At 53.7% G+C, this 19,180-nt stretch carries 16 protein-coding genes, 1 pseudogene and 1 riboswitch; of the genes and pseudogenes, 6 read left to right on the plus strand and 11 right to left on the minus strand.

What is annotated here, in order from left to right:
- The 3 genes from C1A08_RS13310 to C1A08_RS12540 all read left to right on the plus strand — a co-directional run.
- The coding region (locus C1A08_RS13310) for a hypothetical protein (RefSeq protein ID WP_180951521.1) at positions 1-197 on the plus strand (197 nt) is incomplete at its 5' end.
- A gap of 334 nt (positions 198-531) precedes the next feature.
- Positions 532-951, plus strand: coding sequence for a Fur family transcriptional regulator (locus C1A08_RS12535; protein WP_101573921.1), 420 nt, complete (start codon positions 532-534; stop codon positions 949-951).
- A 2-nt stretch (positions 952-953) separates the two neighbouring features.
- Positions 954-2,420, plus strand: a complete 1,467-nt coding sequence (locus tag C1A08_RS12540; RefSeq protein ID WP_101573923.1) for a catalase — start codon at positions 954-956, stop codon at positions 2,418-2,420.
- Between the two features lie 146 nt (positions 2,421-2,566).
- On the opposite strand, the pseudogene C1A08_RS12545 reads toward C1A08_RS12540, so the two are convergent.
- From C1A08_RS12545 to C1A08_RS12585, 9 genes and pseudogenes are all read right to left on the minus strand, one after another.
- Positions 2,567-3,018: pseudogene (locus C1A08_RS12545) on the minus strand (alcohol dehydrogenase); the annotation flags it as partial.
- A gap of 42 nt (positions 3,019-3,060) precedes the next feature.
- Positions 3,061-5,064 carry a hypothetical protein gene (locus C1A08_RS12550; protein ID WP_101573925.1) on the minus strand — a complete coding sequence of 668 codons (2,004 nt, stop codon included), beginning with the start codon at positions 5,062-5,064 and terminating at the stop codon, positions 3,061-3,063.
- A gap of 19 nt (positions 5,065-5,083) precedes the next feature.
- A complete protein-coding gene (locus C1A08_RS13455) occupies positions 5,084-7,201 on the minus strand; it encodes a hypothetical protein (RefSeq protein WP_228385783.1) in 2,118 nt (705 codons plus the stop codon).
- Positions 7,202-7,219: 18 nt separating this feature from the next.
- A complete protein-coding gene (locus C1A08_RS12560; protein WP_101573927.1) occupies positions 7,220-8,989 on the minus strand; it encodes a PKD-like domain-containing protein in 1,770 nt (589 codons plus the stop codon).
- 31 nt (positions 8,990-9,020) lie between these two features.
- The gene (locus C1A08_RS12565) at positions 9,021-10,193 is read right to left on the minus strand and encodes a YncE family protein (RefSeq protein WP_101573929.1); all 1,173 of its coding nucleotides are present in this window, start codon (positions 10,191-10,193) and stop codon (positions 9,021-9,023) included.
- Between the two features lie 15 nt (positions 10,194-10,208).
- Positions 10,209-10,388, minus strand: a complete 180-nt coding sequence (locus tag C1A08_RS12570) for a hypothetical protein (protein ID WP_145996580.1) — start codon at positions 10,386-10,388, stop codon at positions 10,209-10,211.
- A gap of 226 nt (positions 10,389-10,614) precedes the next feature.
- A riboswitch (cobalamin riboswitch) is annotated at positions 10,615-10,819 on the minus strand.
- Positions 10,820-11,466: 647 nt separating this feature from the next.
- Positions 11,467-11,835, minus strand: a complete 369-nt coding sequence (locus C1A08_RS12575; protein WP_101574038.1) for a winged helix DNA-binding protein — start codon at positions 11,833-11,835, stop codon at positions 11,467-11,469.
- A 239-nt stretch (positions 11,836-12,074) separates the two neighbouring features.
- Positions 12,075-12,551, minus strand: coding sequence for a hypothetical protein (locus C1A08_RS12580; RefSeq protein WP_101573935.1), 477 nt, complete (start codon positions 12,549-12,551; stop codon positions 12,075-12,077).
- 14 nt (positions 12,552-12,565) lie between these two features.
- The gene (locus C1A08_RS12585) at positions 12,566-15,007 is read right to left on the minus strand and encodes an FAD-dependent oxidoreductase (RefSeq protein WP_101573937.1); all 2,442 of its coding nucleotides are present in this window, start codon (positions 15,005-15,007) and stop codon (positions 12,566-12,568) included.
- 312 nt (positions 15,008-15,319) lie between these two features.
- Between C1A08_RS12585 and C1A08_RS12590 the strand changes: the two genes are divergently transcribed.
- The 3 genes from C1A08_RS12590 (at position 15,320) to C1A08_RS12600 (ending at position 17,226) form a co-directional block, all read left to right on the plus strand.
- Complete coding sequence (locus C1A08_RS12590; protein WP_101573939.1) at positions 15,320-15,523, plus strand: hypothetical protein; 204 nt, start codon at positions 15,320-15,322, stop codon at positions 15,521-15,523.
- Positions 15,524-15,907: 384 nt separating this feature from the next.
- Entirely contained in the window at positions 15,908-16,336 is a 429-nt protein-coding gene (locus tag C1A08_RS12595; protein ID WP_101573941.1) for a DoxX family protein, read from the plus strand.
- 83 nt (positions 16,337-16,419) lie between these two features.
- Complete coding sequence (locus C1A08_RS12600) at positions 16,420-17,226, plus strand: alpha/beta hydrolase (RefSeq protein ID WP_101573943.1); 807 nt, start codon at positions 16,420-16,422, stop codon at positions 17,224-17,226.
- 97 nt (positions 17,227-17,323) lie between these two features.
- Here the strand turns inward: C1A08_RS12600 and C1A08_RS12605 are convergent, their stop codons facing one another.
- Together C1A08_RS12605 and C1A08_RS12610 are read right to left on the minus strand one after the other, a co-directional pair.
- A complete protein-coding gene (locus C1A08_RS12605) occupies positions 17,324-18,139 on the minus strand; it encodes a hypothetical protein (protein ID WP_101573945.1) in 816 nt (271 codons plus the stop codon).
- An 82-nt stretch (positions 18,140-18,221) separates the two neighbouring features.
- Complete coding sequence (locus C1A08_RS12610) at positions 18,222-19,118, minus strand: 1,4-dihydroxy-2-naphthoate polyprenyltransferase (RefSeq protein WP_055205091.1); 897 nt, start codon at positions 19,116-19,118, stop codon at positions 18,222-18,224.
- Between the last annotated feature and the right edge of the window lie 62 nt (positions 19,119-19,180).

Consider the following 19,180-nt stretch of genomic DNA (forward strand, 5'->3'; position numbering starts at 1 on the left):
TGGACCGTTACGAATCGTATCTGAAAGTCGCTACGGTTCCCTACGCGTTCGACCGACCGCGCGGGTGGCTGCTGCACGAAGGCCGCCCGGTGCTGGTCGATAAGCTGACCCCGGTCGAACTGGAGTTCCTCGACTGGTCGGACATGGGGACGGGCCCCGTCGTGCGTTTCGTATTCAAAAAGGAGGAGTTCGTTTAGCTCCGGGAGCGCGCAAAAGAAGACCCTGCGGCCGCAATTCCCGTTGCGGCCGCAGGGCTTCCTGCGTTTCGGTCGTCTGAAATCCGGACGTACGGCGCGTCTGTGCCCGTGCGACCGGACGGTCAGCGGATTTCGTTCCGTCCGCTGCGAAGCGTCAGGTTCCGGTCGCCGTGGCGGTAAGTTTTTTCGAGTCCTTCGGGCAGGACGATCGCCCCGTTCTCCCGGAAAAGCCTTGCCCGTATTTCGTCTTACGAATATTTGCAGGCGTTGTCGATCTGTTTTTAGATGCAATTTTTTTGCAACTGATAATTTTTATATTTATATTGCGATAGATATGGAACGAAAAACGGGTATAACTCAGGCAATCAAGACTGCGGGACTGAAAGTCACCCCGCAGCGCAGGATGGTTTACGAGGTGATGCAGGAGCTGCGGCATGCTTCCGTCGATACGGTTATCGAGAAAGTGCGCGAACGCAATCCGGATATCACGGTGTCGACTATTTACCGGATTCTGGATTCGTTTTGTAGGGCGAAGGTGCTCTCTTCGGTTGGCAATCCCGCCGATGGGAAACATTATTTCGACATAACGGTCGGGAATCACCATCACCTGTTCGACGGACAGAAGATTGCGGACTACGACGATCCGGAGCTTACACGGCTGATTTATCGCTATCTGGCAGGAAAATTGCCCGGCGACACGAATATCGACAAGATACAGGTGCAAATTATTATTAACCATTTAAAATCCGAATGATTATGGAAAAGAAAAAAATGACTACGGCTTCCGGTCGTCCAGTGGCCGATAACCAGAACGTACAGACGGCCGGCCGGCCGGGGCCGATGCTTCTGCAAGATCCCTGGTTTTTGGAAAAGCTTTCGCATTTCGACCGCGAGGTGATCCCCGAACGGCGTATGCATGCCAAGGGTTCGGGCGCTTACGGTACGTTCACCGTGACGCACGACATTACCAAGTATACCCGCGCCTCGATCTTCTCGGAAGTAGGTAAGAAAACGGAATGCTTCGTGCGTTTTTCGACCGTCGCCGGCGAGCGCGGCGCAGCCGATGCAGAGCGCGACATTCGCGGTTTCGCCATGAAGTTCTATACCGAAACGGGCAACTGGGATCTGGTGGGCAACAACACCCCGGTTTTCTTCCTGCGCGATCCGCTGAAGTTCCCCGACCTGAACCACGTCGTCAAGCGCGATCCGCGCACCAACATGCACAGCGCCAACAGCAACTGGGACTTCTGGACTTCGTTGCCCGAAGCGCTTCATCAGGTGACTATTACCATGAGCGATCGCGGTATCCCCGCCTCGTATCGCCACATGCACGGTTTCGGCAGCCATACGTTCAGTTTTATCAACAAGGACAATGTACGCACCTGGGTGAAATTCCACTTCAAGACCCTGCAGGGGATCAAGAATCTTACCGACGAAGAGGCTATGGAATTGATCGGCCGCGACCGGGAATCGCATCAGCGGGACCTTTACGAAGCCATCGAGCGGGGCGACTTTCCGCGCTGGGAACTCAAAGTACAGTTGATGACCGAGCAGGAGGCCGACGGTTACCGCATCAATCCGTTCGACCTGACTAAGGTATGGCCGCATGCGGACTTTCCGCTGCACGATGTCGGCGTGTTGGAACTCAATCGCAATCCGGAAAACTATTTTGCCGAAGTCGAACAGTCGGCCTTTAATCCGATGAACGTGATCGACGGTATCGGTTTCTCGCCCGACAAGATGTTGCAGGGCCGCCTGTTCTCGTACCGCGACGCCCAGAACTACCGCCTCGGGGTCAACCACGGCCAGATTCCCGTGAACCGTCCCCGATGCCCGTTCCATTCGTACCACCGCGACGGGATGATGCGTACCGACGGCAACAATGGCTCGGCGATCGGTTATGAGCCCAACAGCTACGGCGAGTGGCAGGACAGCCCCGAAATGAAGGAACCGCCTTTGAAGCTGCACGGCGACGCTTACAACTACAACGAGCGCGAATACGACGAAGATTATTACAGTCAGCCGGGCGATCTGTTCCGCTTGATGTCGCCCGGACAGCAGAAGGCGCTGTTCAAGAACACGGCGGCCAACATGGGCGACTCGGAACTGTTCATCAAGCAGCGGCACGTACGGAACTGCTATAAGGCCGATCCGGCTTACGGTCGAGGCGTGGCCGAGGCGCTGGGTATTTCGCTGGAAGATGCGCTCCAATCGGCAAAGTAATATTGTGAGAACGAACTAATCTCTTTTCCTGACGGGTATGCTGGTGGCGCTACTCGTGGCCGGGGCCCATCACTGACAAAATCGATGCTATTTATTTTTACTGCAAACGGGGGTACAAATTTGTACCCCCGTTTGCAGTAAAATGCTCCGTCCTGCCGGCTTTCGAAAAGGCGGTATGCCTCCCCGATCCGGCTCAATGGAAAGCGGTGCGTAATGAGCGGCATGGTGTCGATCTTGCCCTGTCCGATCGGGCGCAGTCGCAGCCATCCATGCCGCCGATACAGAAGGTGAGGTTCTTGCCATACATATCCGCTAAAAGCAGTGTCTGCGGCCGGTCGTAAAATGCCACTGCGGTGACGACGACCTTGGGCCGAACGCACTCCCAGGGCAAGCGGAGCGTATCGACGGCTCCCGCCGCTTCCAGCGCCGCGTCAGCCCTTCCGCGATCGCTGTGGTGCAGTGCGAAATCTCGGCATACCTCCGGTTCGGTAACCAGCGCATCGGAGTAATATTCCCGCACGAAACGAATCCGTTCGGGCGACTTTTCACAGACGATGATGCGCCGGGAGTATTTCAGCAGCACGCAGAGTAGGGTGCAGTTCACAAAGCCGGGGCTTTATCGGTATAACGTTAAAATCTGTTAGGGCTCTGTGAAATCGCCGTTTTTTAAATCTGAGTATTTAGGATTATAAGCGCATTCGGTCACATTCCACCGCGTAGCATCGATATAAGGAACCAAAGCCGTGAACCCTGAGAAATCTTTCAGGCCTTTCAGGTTGTCGACGGTAACGCTGTTTACGGAAGTCAGCTTCCCGAAATCGAGCGATGTGATCGCCGTATTCGGCTTGAGAAGAGCTATGGTAGATGTCGGGCCGACAAAAAGATTTCCTCCGACGGCGGTAAGGGCCGGCATACCGATGGATTGCGGTGTGCCCGGACGTCCGGTTGCAAAAGTCATGTTGCCGCCGATCGTTTCCAGAGCAGGCAAGGTAAAAGACGTCGCTTTTGTCAAGGTGGTGATAACCGCTTCGAATTCGCCTCCCACCCGCTTCAGGTTCGGCATTTCGAAGGATGGGCAGCCGCCCATTTTGGTCAGGGTCAAATCACCGAGGATCTCTTCGACGGGCAGCGACACGGCATCGGACGGATTGGCGTTGATCGTCAATCCGCCCATTACCCGAAATCCTTCGATAACGGGCAGTTTAGTAGCCGAACTATTATTCAGGTTCAGCGTGCCTTCAAAACGGTCGGGACCGATGATCTTATCGATCAGCATACTGGAACCCGAAAGCGTGATATTGCCGGTGATGCCGGATTGGGTGAAGTCCAGTTCTCCTCCATCGACAGGAATATTGTTCAGGCCTAGACCGCCTATGTTTTTCAGAGTCCCCAGCTTGTCGAAAGAAAAGGTCAGTTCCTTCACCCCGTCCAGGCTCAGTATCCCGCCTACGGTTTCGAGTTTGCCGAATACGCCCAGATCGGACAGGGTCATCGAGGTCAAAGTAAGATCACTCGTCACGGTCGTCAGGGAGGAGAAGTCGAGCGAAGTGAGGCTGCTGTTGCAAATGATGCTCCAGGCTTTTTTCAGCGTAGGGAATTTATAGGAGGTCAATTGGCTGCACCTCTTGAAGTCGATGCTATAGGAGGTCGTCTCTTCCAGCGCCGGACAAAAGAGTTCGGTAAACTCCCTGCAATCTTCCAAATATATTCCGCCCACGATTTTCAGGGCCGGAACATCCAACTCGACCAATTGTCGTAGACTGTATAAATATAACCGTTTCCCGATGGTTTGAAGCGCGCCCAGCGAGATTTTTTGCACCTGTGCCTGGTTATTGTTGAGCTGTTGAATCTGGAGTTCTCCACCGATCGAAACGAGGGCGGACAACGATATTTCTTCCATTTTGTCGGCTTTCAGTATGAAATCCCCGTCAACCCGTGAAAGGCCCGCAAGATCCAGCGACGTGAGTTCGCCGCTGCATATTTCGGCGTTCATGCTTACGGCCTCCAGCGCGGGCAACGAAAGGCTCTGCACCTCGTCGGCCAGACTGCTCAATCGAAGGGCTCCGGTGCGCTGTAGGTTTTCGAGCTTTATTTCCGGCAGGGTACAGTATTCGCCTATGGTCAGGATGTAACGCACGTTTTTAAGGCTCTGCAATCCGTCGAGATTGGTAATGGGATCGTCTTCCGACGTTTCGGTTCCGACCGACAGGTTCCCGTCGATCGTTTCTATGCCCATCGTCGCAAACGCATCTACCGACGCCTGGGTGTTCAATACGAAATCTCCTTTCGTGTCGGCTTCTGTACGTACCAGCGAATAATGATAGGTTCGCTGCGTCTGGTTGTACGATACGGCTGTGAAATCACGGGACGCCTCCCAATCCGTAATCGAAGCCGGATCGGGCGAAACCGCCACGTGTTCGCAGGTTTCCAATACGACCGCGGCTCCGGACAGATCGGCACCGGCCGGAACGGTAACGGTTATGTTGTTATCGGCGATAATAGCCGGCCACTCCTGCTCCCCGTTTACCAGTTTAAAAGAGATGATATAGTTGTCGCTCCCTACGAAGTCGTTGTTCTCCTTTTCGCACCCTGCCAACAGCAGTGAAAAGAACGCGACGCACAGTAAATTGATCTTATTTTTCATGATATTTTGTACTGTTTGGTTAATTATTGCTTTCCGGAGTGTATTTTCCATCGAGCATATCCTGATAAGTCGGGTCGTAAACGCCTTGCCTTGTCTCCCATGTCGTCTCGTTCAGGCTCGGGATGACCTTTTTGAATGTCGAAAAATCGGTCATCCCGATGCGGCTGATATATACCGACCCGGCCGATTCAAGGTTGTCGAAATTCCAACTGGATATTCCCGTGCTTGCACCCAGATTACGGTTTATAATGGACAGTTTTCCTCCAACGGTCGTCAGGGCTGAGAAATCCAGCGATCCTGGGCCTGTTTGAGTGGATACTTCGATCTCTATACTCCCGCCTATCGAGGTCAGGGCGGGAACGGAAAATCCGTCCGGGAATATTCCTTTTATATCCAGATTGATACTGGCGTCACCGGTGATGGTTTCCAAAAGCGGGAAATTGAAAGTACGCACATCCTCCGCTTTGCTGGTGTAGAGTCCGCCGAAAGTCAGGCCGCCTATGCTGACCAGATTCTGAGCGTTTACCTTGCGGAAATATTGATGGTTCGTATATATGCGTAGTAAGCCTGTAATACGGGTAAGGTTCCCAAGGTCGGCCACCTCTATTCCCATCGTGGTGAACTGTAGGTTAAGGCTCCCGATCTGCTTGATCCCTTCGAAAAGGGGCATTTTCGTGACTCCGAAATAGTTGGTTCCGTCCATCGTAACGTCGCATTCGAGCACTTCGGGGCCGACGATCTTCGGCACGTTGAGCGTCGATCCGGTCAGTTGCAGTTTGGAAGTTACCTGAAGGTTCGTCAGGTCGAGTTCGCCGCTGATAGGGATGCGGTCGAGTATCAGTTCGCCTACGCTTTGCAGCGACTCCATTCCGTCGAAAGACTCGACCAGTTCCATATTCGTCAGGGATATTTTAGCCGCCGTTTTCAGGGACTTGAACCCGTCGAGGTTCATAATGGTCAGGGTCTGAAGGTCGAGGATGCCCACCTCGGCAAGGGCGGTGAAATCGACAAAACCTACCGTGCCGTCCAGGATATTGACGCTGCCCGCTTTTTTCAGGGTCGGAAATTGCACTTCCGACAGCGAATTGTTACCCGAGAGGGTCAGTTCCCCGGTCAGGTTTTCGAGTATCGTATTGGTCAAATTGGATATCTTGACACATCCGGTCATGCTGAATCCCCCGGCGGAGGCCAGATCAGGCAGATCGACCGCGGTCATCTGGGGAATATCCGAAAGGGAAAGCGTACCCCCCAACTCTTTCAGGGCCGGCAGGGAGAATGTCTCCAGTTTCGTACCGTTGCGGCCGGATGTAAACGAGAGGTCGCCCCGTACCGTCTCCAGCGAGGTCAGGTCTATGGCATTCAGTTCATCTGTATTGACGGTCATATTCCCGCCGACACGGACCAGTGCCGGCATTTCGATCCGCTGTATATGGGGTTGCCTGATCGTTATCCCGGATACCACTTCAGTCAGCGAGGGCAGGACGATGTTTTTCAGGTTTTTGCAGATAATATTATTGCCCCTGTCATCTGTCGTGCGCGTCAATCCGTACATGCTGCGAAGGCTTTTCAAGTTCAGGGTTTCCCCGGCGAACGTTTCGTTGACGATGACGTTATACTCGACCTCCAGCAGGTTTTCCAGTCCTTCCAGGTTGCGGATGGAATCGAAGGCCGGGCCCCCTTTTTCCGCGCCGATGATCAGGTTCCCCCGGATGACGTCTATTCCCGAACGGGCGAATGCGTCCACATCGGCCTGCGTGTTCAGTACGACGTTGCCGTCGGTGCTGACTTCGGGATGAATGATGCGGTAGCGGTAGATCCTGTCGCTGTTGTTATACGAAGTGGCGATGAACTGGTATTCTTCGCCCCAATCGGTTATGGTCGACGGATCGGGGGTCAGCCTCATGTTCTCGCACAGGACGATATCGGGTTTCCCCTGGCTCAGGTCGGTGCCTTTCGGGACGGTAAGACGGATCTCGTTATCCAGTATGACGGCCTTGTAACTTTCCGAACCCACTTTCATTTCGAACGATATGATGTGGTTGTCCGTTCCGGCGAAATCGCTCTCCTCCTTGCTGCATCCGGCCAGTATCAATCCGGCGAGCGAGGCGCAGAAAATATTTTTCAGTATATTTCTCATGGTTTAATGTTGTTAAGATTATTGAATCGCGGCTTCCGGATCGAGAGATGCGTAGCCGAATACCTCGGTCGAGTTTTCGCCCAGTGCGCCGGCCGAAACGTTCAGGGCCGTATGCACCTTGATAAAGTCGATATATTTCAGGTTTGCCGGTTTCCCGTCCGGGGTGATGGCGTCGCTGATACGGATACGGTTGCCCGAGGCAGTTTGCTGGGTCATGGGATTCTTTGTTGTTATGAGGTCTGTCGTACTGTAATTGTCCACATAGCCCCAGTCGAACGATTTGTTTTTCCAGATACCGCCTTCCTGCACCGTCCTCGGTTCGAGGCGCGTTCCGCGGAGCGTGTAGCTGTTCGGCCTGATCCATTTCGGATACATGGACGAAGTTCCGTGATTGATAAAGCCCATGCTGCCGTTGTTTCCCTGGTTGTCCGACCAGCGGATAGCGGATTTTTCGGAACGGTAATAAGTGATCGCGTAATCCTGGATCGTTTCGGGTTTGCCCGTTTCGCTGCCTTTCACTTCGTACCACGTATCGTTGGGAAGTCCGTCGCCATTCTCGTCCTGCATGACGTATACGATACCGGGTTCGGAACTTCCATCGAACGGGTTGCCGAACACACAGAAATCATAATCGCCGTTGCTGCTGACAATGCTGTGGCTGCAATATACGGTCAGGTAGCCGCCGAAACCGCCGAGGCTGACGTAGTTGCCTTCGTTCAGGCGTTTTTGGGCGTATGCATTGGCTTCTTCGTAGGTAGTCGCTTCATAACCCGCATTGACGAACTGGCCCGGAGCAGCCACGAATTCCATGACGGTAAAGCGTTCCGTGCCGGCATAAGGGCGGAAGCGGTTCATTTCATTGTCCGTACCGACGCAATTTACCTGGATCGTTGCGGATGCGGTATTGCTTTCGCTTTGGGTAAGATTCCGGGAAAGCACGGACCGGACCTGTGGCGTATGATTGGTAACGGTCAATTTTACCGTGTATTCCTTTTGTTCCGCAGGCGTGAAATTGAAATACGGGGTTGTAACGCCTTCCTGCTCGATGTCGTCCACGCTCCAACTGTAAGTCGGATCGACCGCATTGACGATAATGGGCTTGAGGAAAACGGAACGCCCTTCCATTACTGTGCGGGGAGCCGATTTGATGTGGGAAACAGGATCGGTCGTCTCGATTCTAAGCGTCGGGCTCTCTTCGACGCGGACAATCGTTTCGTACTCGGTTGTTCCGTCTTCGTTGGTAGCCACAAGCTTTACCTGGTAATCGCCCGTTTCGGTCTTGGTGAAAACCAGATCTTTGTCCGTCCCCGCCTTTCCATTGTCGATATACCACTGGTAGGTCGCCCCCTCGCTGTTCTGTACATCGGGCGAAAGGGTCAGTTCCGTATTCACATAAGTGACGATACCGCCTTCGGGCACAGCCAACGATATGACGGGAGGCGCCATCTCAAGGACGTCGACGCGCATCTCTTTTTCGGCATAACCGTTCTTTGTGTCAACCCTCAGCGTAACGTAATACTCGCCCGTTTTGTCCGAGCGGAAAATACAGACCGGTTGCGTACAGATGATTTTCCCGTCCTGTTTCCACGAATATATGCCGCCGTCGCCGTGTTCCACGGTGGCTTCAAGCACGATATCGCGGTTGACCTTTCCGGTGTAGATGCTGGTCGAACTACTCAATGTGATTTTCGGCGCGAGTGCATCGTTCACATCGTCTTTGCTACAGGCTGCGAACAAAATACAGCCGAGCAACAGGCATAACCAAGATGTTTGGTACATGTTTTTCATAGCGTAATAAATTATAAATGTTGATTATGAACTATTCCAGAGGTCGGAGTTTCCGTTTGGTAAATGCAAAATGGGCGGGAATATCCCCCGTAGTAGCCGACCATTTTTTCATGCCTTGGGGCGAGAAGCAGTATATCGTTCCCGGTGTTACGTAGTCCCGGGCATCGGTAGCGAAGATTTCACGCGTAACGGGATTGACCGCTATCCCGTATGGTGAGACTATGCTTTTTTCCGTTCCGTCTTTAATAAAATTGCGGGAGACGATCTTTTTCGTTTTGACGTTGACGATGGCATACGATTTTTTCCATGAATTGGTAACGTAGCTCCATTCGTTACTGTAAACATAAAGGGAATCGCCGCACCGGGTCATTTCACTGTTGGGAAGCAGATCCAGCACGTCGGTCACTTTATCCGTCCGGCTGTCGATAACAAGGGTTTTCGACGATGTCCCGTAATAATCTCCGCGGGACGAAACCCATATCTGGCCGTAGACATCCAATTCCATTCGGTGGAGATTGATGACGCCGGTTTCTATTTTTTTTATTTCGGTGAATGTCTCCAGGTCGACCACCGACACCGTACAATCATAATTCGGGTACCGGTATCCGCCTGAATTGGCTACGTATAGTTTATCTCCGGCCACCACCATTTCTTCGGGCTGGTATCCGACATCGCATGTACCTATTATCTCGAGGGTTGCCGTATCTACCTTGGCAATGTATCCGAGCCGGTAATTAGGATCGGATTCCACTACCGGGCCAGCATAAGAACTCACATAAGCATATTTGCCTTTGAACGCGATATAGCGGCAGTTGGGAATAGAAAAAACACCAATGTGCTTAGCCGTATTCACATCCATTACTTCGACGAAATTGGAGCAGTTGATGACGGCATACAAACGGCTGCCGTATATCTGCAAATCATTGCCCACATCGCCGAGCTCTTTCACTACTCCCGGATTGCGTTCTGCATAAATATTTTTGGTATATACTCCGGTTTCATAATCGAAATAATCGAGCGTGGCTTTATTGTTGCCCATATTGCCTTCGTTGAGCAGGAAAAAACCCTTGATCTCGCCGGGATTTGGATCCGGATAAACTACCTGTAAGGATGTCGAAGGGACAATCTCCTCCTCTTTGCGACAGGATGTAACGCACACGATTGCCGCCAGTATCAGGACATATATCAGTTTGTTGTTTTTCATATCGTTATGTTTATTTTAATTTTTAAATTCGTCCCGTGCATCAGGTAGCACTTGGGCGATCTCGTATTGTTGGTTGAAAATATTGTTGACTTCAGCCGTAATCCGTATGCCTACCCGGTTCCACTGAAAATTCTTGGACAACGACATATCGCGGGTGTACCACGGCTGTGAGTTGTTCACCGGTATAGAGGCCATAATCTTTAGCCGATTGGAACCCTGCCGAGGAATTGCCGCACGTTCTATATCCGATATCCCAAAAGGGAAATCATGATTTTTCTTTTGTTGCAAGGTGTTTATTTTCAGTTGTTTGTGTGCAAAGTTATTCGTTTATACAATTTACCTCTGCAATTGACCGAACAGAACAAACGCACTGAATGTTTGAGAAAGTCAATTACCTACCGCCCGTGTTCCCGCAGGGGTAAATCTTCGTTGTCGCAAGGCAGGTCTTCTGACTCGTTTCCTCCGCTGCGCCTTCCCAGTTTAAAACCAGTGGCAAAGAGTGCGCGAAGTTGCCCAATCAGGGCTGAAACTCACAGCAACGGGTATTGTCGCCGATTCTCACGGCATTCCCTTATTATTTCCGGCAACAGAATAACTTCCGGAAAACCTTGCGACGCAAAGTTAAAAAAATATTTGTTTTATCGCTTTAAAATACAATGGAACATATTGCCAGATATGTGGAAGAAAGACATTTTATTCAAACGAGGACTTGCCGGTATCGGCTGGTGTCTGTCTTACCTGCTACGTAACGAGCAGGTCGAAAGCGACATGAATAGTATTTTGAGGGCTACCGATGCCGTGATTTTTCGGCGAATGGTTACGATGATTCAAGAGCCGCTACTACGGGATCTGTCCCGTTCGGTCGGGATCGGACTCTATGCAGTGAACAGGGATAGTCGTTTGTTTCAGGAGTTGTTGCGACGTTATGTTCTGGAATTATGTAGTCTGAGACAAAGGATCTAAGTACTCGCACAGCCGTTTGGAACGATTGCGGGCTTTATTCGACCGAAGGGTAAAATTGCAGATAAGCATCCCGATATCGCGCATTCATTCGATGTGCAAGACTATTTTTACGATTTACTGGAAGTCATGCCTATACAGGATCTCGATCTGAAATCGCAGTTTCTTATGGTAGATAAGGAAATTTGTCGTCCCGTAGCACTGAACGAACTGAATCGCCGCGCCCGCTGGACGGTCGAAAATGTGAAAGTCCTGCAATCTGAGGGGGCCGTACAGGCATTCAATACCAGTGTAACTTCATATGTTAACAACTCTACTCGGCTGTTCCGCTCCGTTCCAGTAACTCCAGAAGCGGCGGGGCGATTTCAATCTGTTCGCATTTGAGGGACGAAATCAATTCCTTTCCCTTCGGGGTTAACGAAAAATACATCTGACGCTTGTCTTTTGTGCCTATCACGCGCTCGACCAGTCCTTTTTTCTCGATCGAGCCGATCACTTTCGAGTTATTCGACGAAGTCAGTCCCAACAGCTCGCCGATTTCTCCCGAAGAGAGGCTGCCGGCTTTGAGCAACGAACACAGCGCCATTCCTTCGTTCAAACAAATTCCGTATGTTTTTTCAAATCCTTGCTCGAATTGGTTGACCGCGCGCTGAATGTCGCGTATTTTACAGAGTCTATCCATGTCTTTGATGTTTCGGTGCATGTTGCAGTATTTTAGTTATTTACCGCATTCGGTTTTCAAAAAGTTATTCATTGTCTTTTCTCTTTTTGGAACAGTCCGAACAACAGCGCCCGTCGACGCATTCCGGGCGACGAGGCGATCAGGCTCGCAGCCTACAAGTCCTCGATAGAGATTTCCGCCGGGGGAATCGTGGCAATGCTGAGCCGGATGATCCCAAACCTGTTCATGATCCTTTCCGTTTAGAATGCAAAAGCGGCATGTATGCCGGCCGACACATGGGAGTGATCCCGCGTCCATGCGTAACCTACGACCGGGCCGAAATGAAAGCCCCCCAGATGGATCGCTTCGTAAACGGCCTCGGTGTGCAGGGAAAACTTCGCTTTGTCGACGATCGATATGCCCGGCATCAGCGACAGTTGAAGATCGTTCAGTACCTGAAATCTCGCTCCTGCGCCGATCTCCCAATGACGCTCCTCGCCGGGAATGAATTCTATTCCGGCGCCCAGGGCCCAGCGACTGTGCGGGGCGAGCGTCCTGAAATAGTGCGCGTGGATCGCCGGAGCCCACTCTTTATGCTCGATGCCGTATGCCGCGCCGAGGCTCAGTCCTGCTTCGTTTCGCGGGTGGGCGTGCTCTCCGTGTCCCGCTCGCTCTTGCGCCCGGAGACCGAGGACGGAGGTTGCCGCCGCGAGAACGACTAAAATTCCTTTTTTCATAGCATATGTCGGTTTTAGACGAACAGGTTTACATTCGCTCCTTCGGCACGCTCCATGTAGGTCGCAACGCCGCCTACGGTCGCTTCGTCCAACAGCTCTTCGCGTTTGACACCCATGACGTCCATCGACATCTGGCAGGCGATAAATTCCACGCCGCTGTCTATGGCCTGTTGCCGTAACGATTCGAGCGAGTCGATACCCTTTCGTTTCATGATGTGGCGCATCATCCGGTCGCCGATTCCCAGCATACTCATTTTGGAAAGGTGTAATTTCAGTGAACTTGACGGTAGCATCATGCCGAACATGCGTCCGAAAATATCCTTTTTTACCTTCGGCTTGGCGACTTTCTTGATCACGTTCAATCCCCAGAACGTAAAGAATATCGACACCTTCTGTCCGGTAGCCGCCGCGCCGTTGGCCAGCACGAATGTGGCCAGGGCTTTGTCCAGGTCGTCGCTGAACATGATGAGCGTTTTGGCTTTGCCGTCGCACGAGGTGGCCGTCCTGCACGCTTGGGGCGAACCTTTTTCAATGACGACCGTATATTTGCCCTTTTCTTCCGAATTGGATATCAGGATGTTTCCGGTCGTGTTGCACCATGCCTGCGCGTCGCGCGAGAATCCGGCGTCGGTGGCGACCATTTCGATTCGTTCGCCTTCGCCGATCGAGTCGATCGCCTGTTTGATCTTCATGACCGGGCCGGGGCACTGCAATCCGCAGGCGTCGATTTTCAAGGTTTTTATCCGCTCCCCGGTATGCTGCGTATCCGTTTTGCCATTCGTTCTGATCGTCGCCGTTTTATTTTCGATCGGCGCGGTCGCCGTCGCATAGGTTTTGTATCCGCCCGACAAGTTTTTGACACGGGTAAACCCGTGTCCCGTCAGAATTTTCAAGGCCAGGTATCCCCGTAGACCAACGGCGCAATAGATGTAAATCTCTTTGTCGCGCGGCAGTTCGCCGATCCGGCCGCGAAGCTCGTCCAGCGGAATGTTCACCGAACCGGGGATCGCTCCGAAGGCGTGTTCCTCGCGGGTACGCACATCCAGAAACAGCGTGTCGCAGCGATCCGCTTCCGCCATTTGCCGCCAGGTCGCCACAGGCATCGCCCCGCTGATGATGTTGCCGGCCACATAGCCGGCTATGGCGATCGGGTCTTTTGCCGATGAAAAAGGAGGGGCGTAAGCGTGCTCGACTTTTATCAGATCGTAAACCGTGCCTCCCTGCTTGATCAGCAGGGCAATCTGGTCGATACGCTTGTCCGCTCCGTCGTAGCCCACGCACTGACCGCCGTAGAGTTTGCCGCTCGCGGGGTCGAAGGTCAGCTTGAGGGTCAGCGGCAACGCATCGGGATAGTACCCCGCATGCGAGGCCGAATGGGTGGTCGAACTGGCATACGGAATGCCGAACTGTTTGAGCCGCTTGGCCGCAAGTCCGGTCGAAGCCACCGTCATATCGAACACCTTGGCGATAGAAGTTCCTATCGCCCCTTCATATCGGGTCGTATTGCCGAAGACCATGTTGTCCGCCACGATGCGTCCCTGGCGGTTGGCGGGATTGGCCAGGTAATTTAGCCAGGGTTTGCCTGTCAGCGGATGCGGAAATTCGATGGCGTCTCCCACAGCATAAACATCCGCCGCCGAAGTCTGAAGATAGTCGTCCACCCAGATGCCTCCCGTCTCGCCGATCCTGAGTCCGGCTGCTTTGGCCAGTGCCGTTTCGGGACGGACGCCGATCGAAAGGATAACCAGGTCGGTCGCGATACTCTTCCCGCTTGTGAAAAAGACCTCGATTTTGTCGTCCCGTTTTTCGAAGCGTTCGACGCTCTGCTCCAAATAAAGGTGCACCCCTTTTTGTAACAAGTGTTGGTGCACATGCGAGGCGATGGAGAAATCGACCGGCGCCATCACCTGATTGCCCATCTCTACGATCGACACTCCCGCTCCCGCGCGATGCAAGTTCTCGGCCATTTCCAATCCGATAAATCCCGCGCCCACGACGACAGCGCTGGCGACCGTTCGTGTAGTTATATAGTTTTTGATACGGTCCGTATCGTCGACGTTTCTCAGGGTGAAAATTCCTTCGCTGTCGATGCCCTTCAGCGGCGGACGCACAGGCGAAGCGCCCGGCGACAGGAGCAGCTTGTCGTAGCTTTCCGTATAGGTCGATCCATCCGCACGGCGCACTTCGACGCTCTTTGCCGCGGTATCGATGCCTACCGCCTCGTTTTCGATCCGCACGTCGATATTGAATCGTCCGCCGAACGAAGCCGGGGTCTGTAAAAAGAGTTTTTCCCGTTCGGCGATCGCGCCGCCGATATAATACGGCAGACCGCAGTTGGCGTACGAGATGTATTTGCCTTTTTCGAGTAGGACGATCTCGGCCTCCTCGTCTGCCCGACGAATCCTGGCCGCCGCGGTTGCACCTCCCGCGACGCCTCCGATAATGATATGTTTCATATAGCCTGTTTGAAAATTATTTACAATGCGATCTAATGGAAGATACTTCCGTAGGAAAGTAATGGCGCAAAGGTGCGAATTGTTTTCCGATAAAACAAGATTCCTGTGGAAAATAATTTCCGGATTTGTATCGTTGTTCTTTTAATGATTTTATAATTAGTATATTATGTCTTTTGTGGGGCGGGTATGCGTTTAAAAATAATGACGTGACAACCGATGAGGGGCGGGAAATAGGTCTTTTTGAAACGGTCAATAGGGCCGGAGCGACTTAAAATATGCTATCTTTGCGGCTCAGCCGTAAATTGACATGAAGTGAAAACAAAAAGAATTACCGAACGCGATTACGTCAAAGCCTGTCGCAGAGGAAGCCGCGAGGCCGAGATCGAGAATCACAACCGTCCGATCTGTTTCAGTCGGATACACAAATCGAAAAAGGTCTACGACCGCAAACGTCGGAAGGCAGATGATAAAAGGCATCTGCCTTCGTCGTTTTACCGGGTCGGACGAATTTGGTAAGCGGACGGTGTCGATATTAAAGATATTTTCCGTCAAGGGAATATCCCTGATTCGTTGCGTTCCGCACTTTATTCGCACAAATCCGGCAGTATAGAATCCCAAAATATTACGGCGTTTCACCGAAAAAGATCTAGGCGCTTTGTCCGTTATTCTGAGCGATCAAAAAGTCAATCGGTTTCTACCGAATTATTTTTATTAAATTTACGGTTGTAGCCGTTCGTCGGCGAAAGCCGGAGAATCGTATCGTGCGGGGCCGGGTTCTGCGGTTGCGCGTGAAACGCGCCGGGCGTCGAAAGGGATCGGTTCTTCGATTCGGCAGGACGGCGCGTTTCGTGGCAAAGTATTTGATAAGCTTGTAGTTGGTATGAATTTAAATTGAATGTTATGTTATATCGTTTTTTATTTCCCGTTAGACCGGAAGGCGCGAAGACGTCGCTGTTATTGTTGGCGGCGAGGGTTATTTTCGGCGTATTGCTGATGTCGCACGGGTTGCAGAAGTGGGCCGGATTCGCGCAGATGGCCGATGTCTTTCCCGATCCGTTGGGCGTCGGCAGCCGTTTCTCGCTGATGCTGGCCATATTCGGCGAGCTGGTTTGTTCGTTCGGTTTTTTGATCGGCTTTTTGTACCGCCTCGCGATGATCCCGATGATTTTTACGATGGCGATGGCCTTTTTCGTGATTCATAGCCAGGATGCCTTTGCCGTTCGCGAGTTGGCGTTGGTGTACCTGGTCGTTTTCGTGCTGATGTACATCGCAGGGCCGGGCAAGTTCGCCGTCGATCGGTATTTTGCGGTGAAAGAGCGCGGCCGCTGAGCCGACGAACCGGCGGCAGGCGCGCGGGGAACGGGCTTCGCTCGCTGCGCGTGTCGCGTTTCAGATAGATAAAAGATGAACTGATGGAAGAATTCGGATCGATTTGCCGGGAGGTGCTTTTGTGGCCCGAAGGCGTGCCTTCGTCCAACGGCCTTTCTGGAGCGGAGCAGACGCTCGGGCCGGGACTGATCGGCAATGTTTCCGTCCCCGTGTTATACGTTTATCCGGCCTCGCAGCCGTGCGGGCAAGCCGTTATCCTGTGTCCGGGCGGAGGATTTCGGGGCGTGGCCGTGGAGCACGAGGGCCGCGCTTTCGCATCGTGGTTCAACGAGCGGGGCATTACGCTGGCCGTATTGAAATACAGGTTGCCGAACGGCCGCCGCGAGATTCCCGGCGAGGATATCCGCCGGGCGGTACGCCTGTTGGAAGAGCGCTCCGGAGAGTTGCGCATCCGGTCTCTGGGGGTGATGGGGGCCTCCATCGGAGGCTATGTCGCGGCGTCGGCGGCCCTGTTCCCGGAGACGGGAATGCGACCGGATTTTCAAATCTTGCTTTATCCGGTTATCAGTATGCGGGACGGGCTGACGCATCTTCCCTCGCGCGAGCGGTTGATGGGGCCGCACCCTTCCGGGGATGAGATCGCCGCATGTTCGCTCGACCGGTATGTTTCCCCGGAGACGCCGGCCGCCTTTATCGCGCTGGCCGGAGACGACCAGGCCGTTACGCCCGAAAACAGCCTGCTGTATTACCGGGCCCTGATGGATAACCGGGTTCCCGCTTCGCTGCATATCTATCCCGAGGGGGGACACGGTTTCGGGTTCAGCGATACGTTCCGCTACAAGCGGCAATGGCTCGCCGAACTGGAGAAATGGCTCGACGGGTTGAGGTAGCGCTATTTTGCGACGGGCGTCCGCCATAAGAAGACCGTTGCGCGGAATGCGGCCGGAAATGCGTCTTCGTATTTTGCCGGATTCTCCCGGGGCCCGTTTATTTGCGGGGCAGGGCGATTTCGGGCAGCGGGCCGGGGGCGACCGGTTCGACGTTGATCAGCCGCAGGTTGTCGAATACGGTCTGCTGCGCCACTTGTCGCAGGTATTCCGCCTGCTGCTGCGGAACGCCCGCCCGGATATCCGAAGTATACGGTTTGCCGTAGATAACGCTGAAAATTACGTTCGCCGCGAGCAGCGTGCCCGCTTCCGACGGATGGCTTCCGTCCGGCATATACAGTTCGTATTCGGGTTTCTCGCTCCGTACCCGCATCCAGGCCAGTCCTACCGGCGCGCACCAGCCGCCGCTGCGGTAAGCCATCTCCAAGTAACTGGTCGCCAACCGCTGCTGCATACCTTCGTAGGTCGCTACCGGCGGATAGTGGTTCCCGTAAGTCTTACTGCCTTCTTTGCGTCCCCAGGTCATGTAATAGATTACCCGCGCCTGCGGACTTCCGGCGTGAACGAGGCTGTCCAGCGTCCGGGCGGGCCGGTACGTTCCCTCGGCGACCAGTTCGGTCGGCAGGGCCGGGGCTTCGCTCTGCTCCTGTAGGACGACGTAGTCCCATCCTCCGGCGGCGAGCATCCGAAGCAGTTTCCCGTTTTGCAGGTGGCCGGTAAAGCGTTGGCTGCCCTTGGTGCAGGCCGTCGCGTCGATCGGAAAGCCGACGCTTTCGCCGATTTGCGACACCAGATCGGGAAGGTTATGGTAAAAGGTATAACTGTTTCCGATGAAGAGCACTCGGATCGGTTGGGATTTCTGGGCCGCCAGGGCGGTTCCGGCAAGCAGGAAGACGAAAAGCAGAATTTTTTTCATGATAAAGGATTTTGGTGGTTACGGTAACGGTTCAAATCCCATGCCCGGCGGATCGTTCCGCCGGAGCCGCTCGTTCGCCGCATTACCGCAGGATCAGCCCCGCGGTTAGCAGTATTCCGAAAATCAAGATATTACGGGACGTTTTTCCCAGGATGAGATTCAGTTCCCGGCCTTCGCGGATTCGTACCATCCGTCGCCAGGCTGCCAGGTGAAACGGCAGGTAGGCCAGCGGGAGTAGCCCCGCCGCGAAATACCCGCCGGAGAGCAGCGTCAGACAGAGTCCTGAGGCGACTATTCCCAGCGTCAGGTACGCCAGGCTGCCCGCTTTCGGGCCGAAACGCACGACCAACGTCCGTTTGCCGCTCTGCGCATCCTGCTCGCGATCCCGGTAGTTGTTTACCATCAGCAGCGTATCGATCACCAGTCCGCAGGCCAGCGAGACGACCGTTACTTCGGTCGTCCATCCGTGACACAGCACATAGTAGGTGACTCCGACCGGAACGAAACCGAAAAAGACGATCACCAGCCCGTCGCCCCAGCCGTGGTAGGCCAGCGGGTACGGCCCGGCGGTGTACAGGAATGCGAATACGACGCAGACCGCTCCGACGACGATCAACTCGGTTCCTCCGTAAAAAAGCAGGCAAAGGCCCGTCGCGCAGGCGGTCGCGGTAATCAGGGCGATTCCCCGTTTCATGGCGCGCGGCGAAATCCAGCCCTGCGCGCAGGCTCGTTCGGGCCCGAGGCGGTCTTTGCGGTCGCTTCCTTTGCGGTAGTCGAACAGGTCGTTGATCAGGTTTGCGTCAATCTGCATCAGCAGCGCGAACAGCAGGCAGAGCAGAGCGGGAATCCACCGGAATCCGCCTTCCGCCAGCGCCAGCGCGCATCCCAGCAGTACGGGAACGGCTGCCGCGGGGAGCGTTTTCGGGCGCGCCGCAAGTATCCAGGCGCGCATCGAGTGGGGGCGGACGGTTTGTTTCATAGGGTGTGGTATATTTATGCAAATGTAGGATTAATTTTGTGATAATTAACGTTATCTTTGCT

The organism is Alistipes sp. cv1 (genome assembly GCF_900240235.1).
Lineage (GTDB): Bacteria > Bacteroidota > Bacteroidia > Bacteroidales > Rikenellaceae > Alistipes_A > Alistipes_A hominis.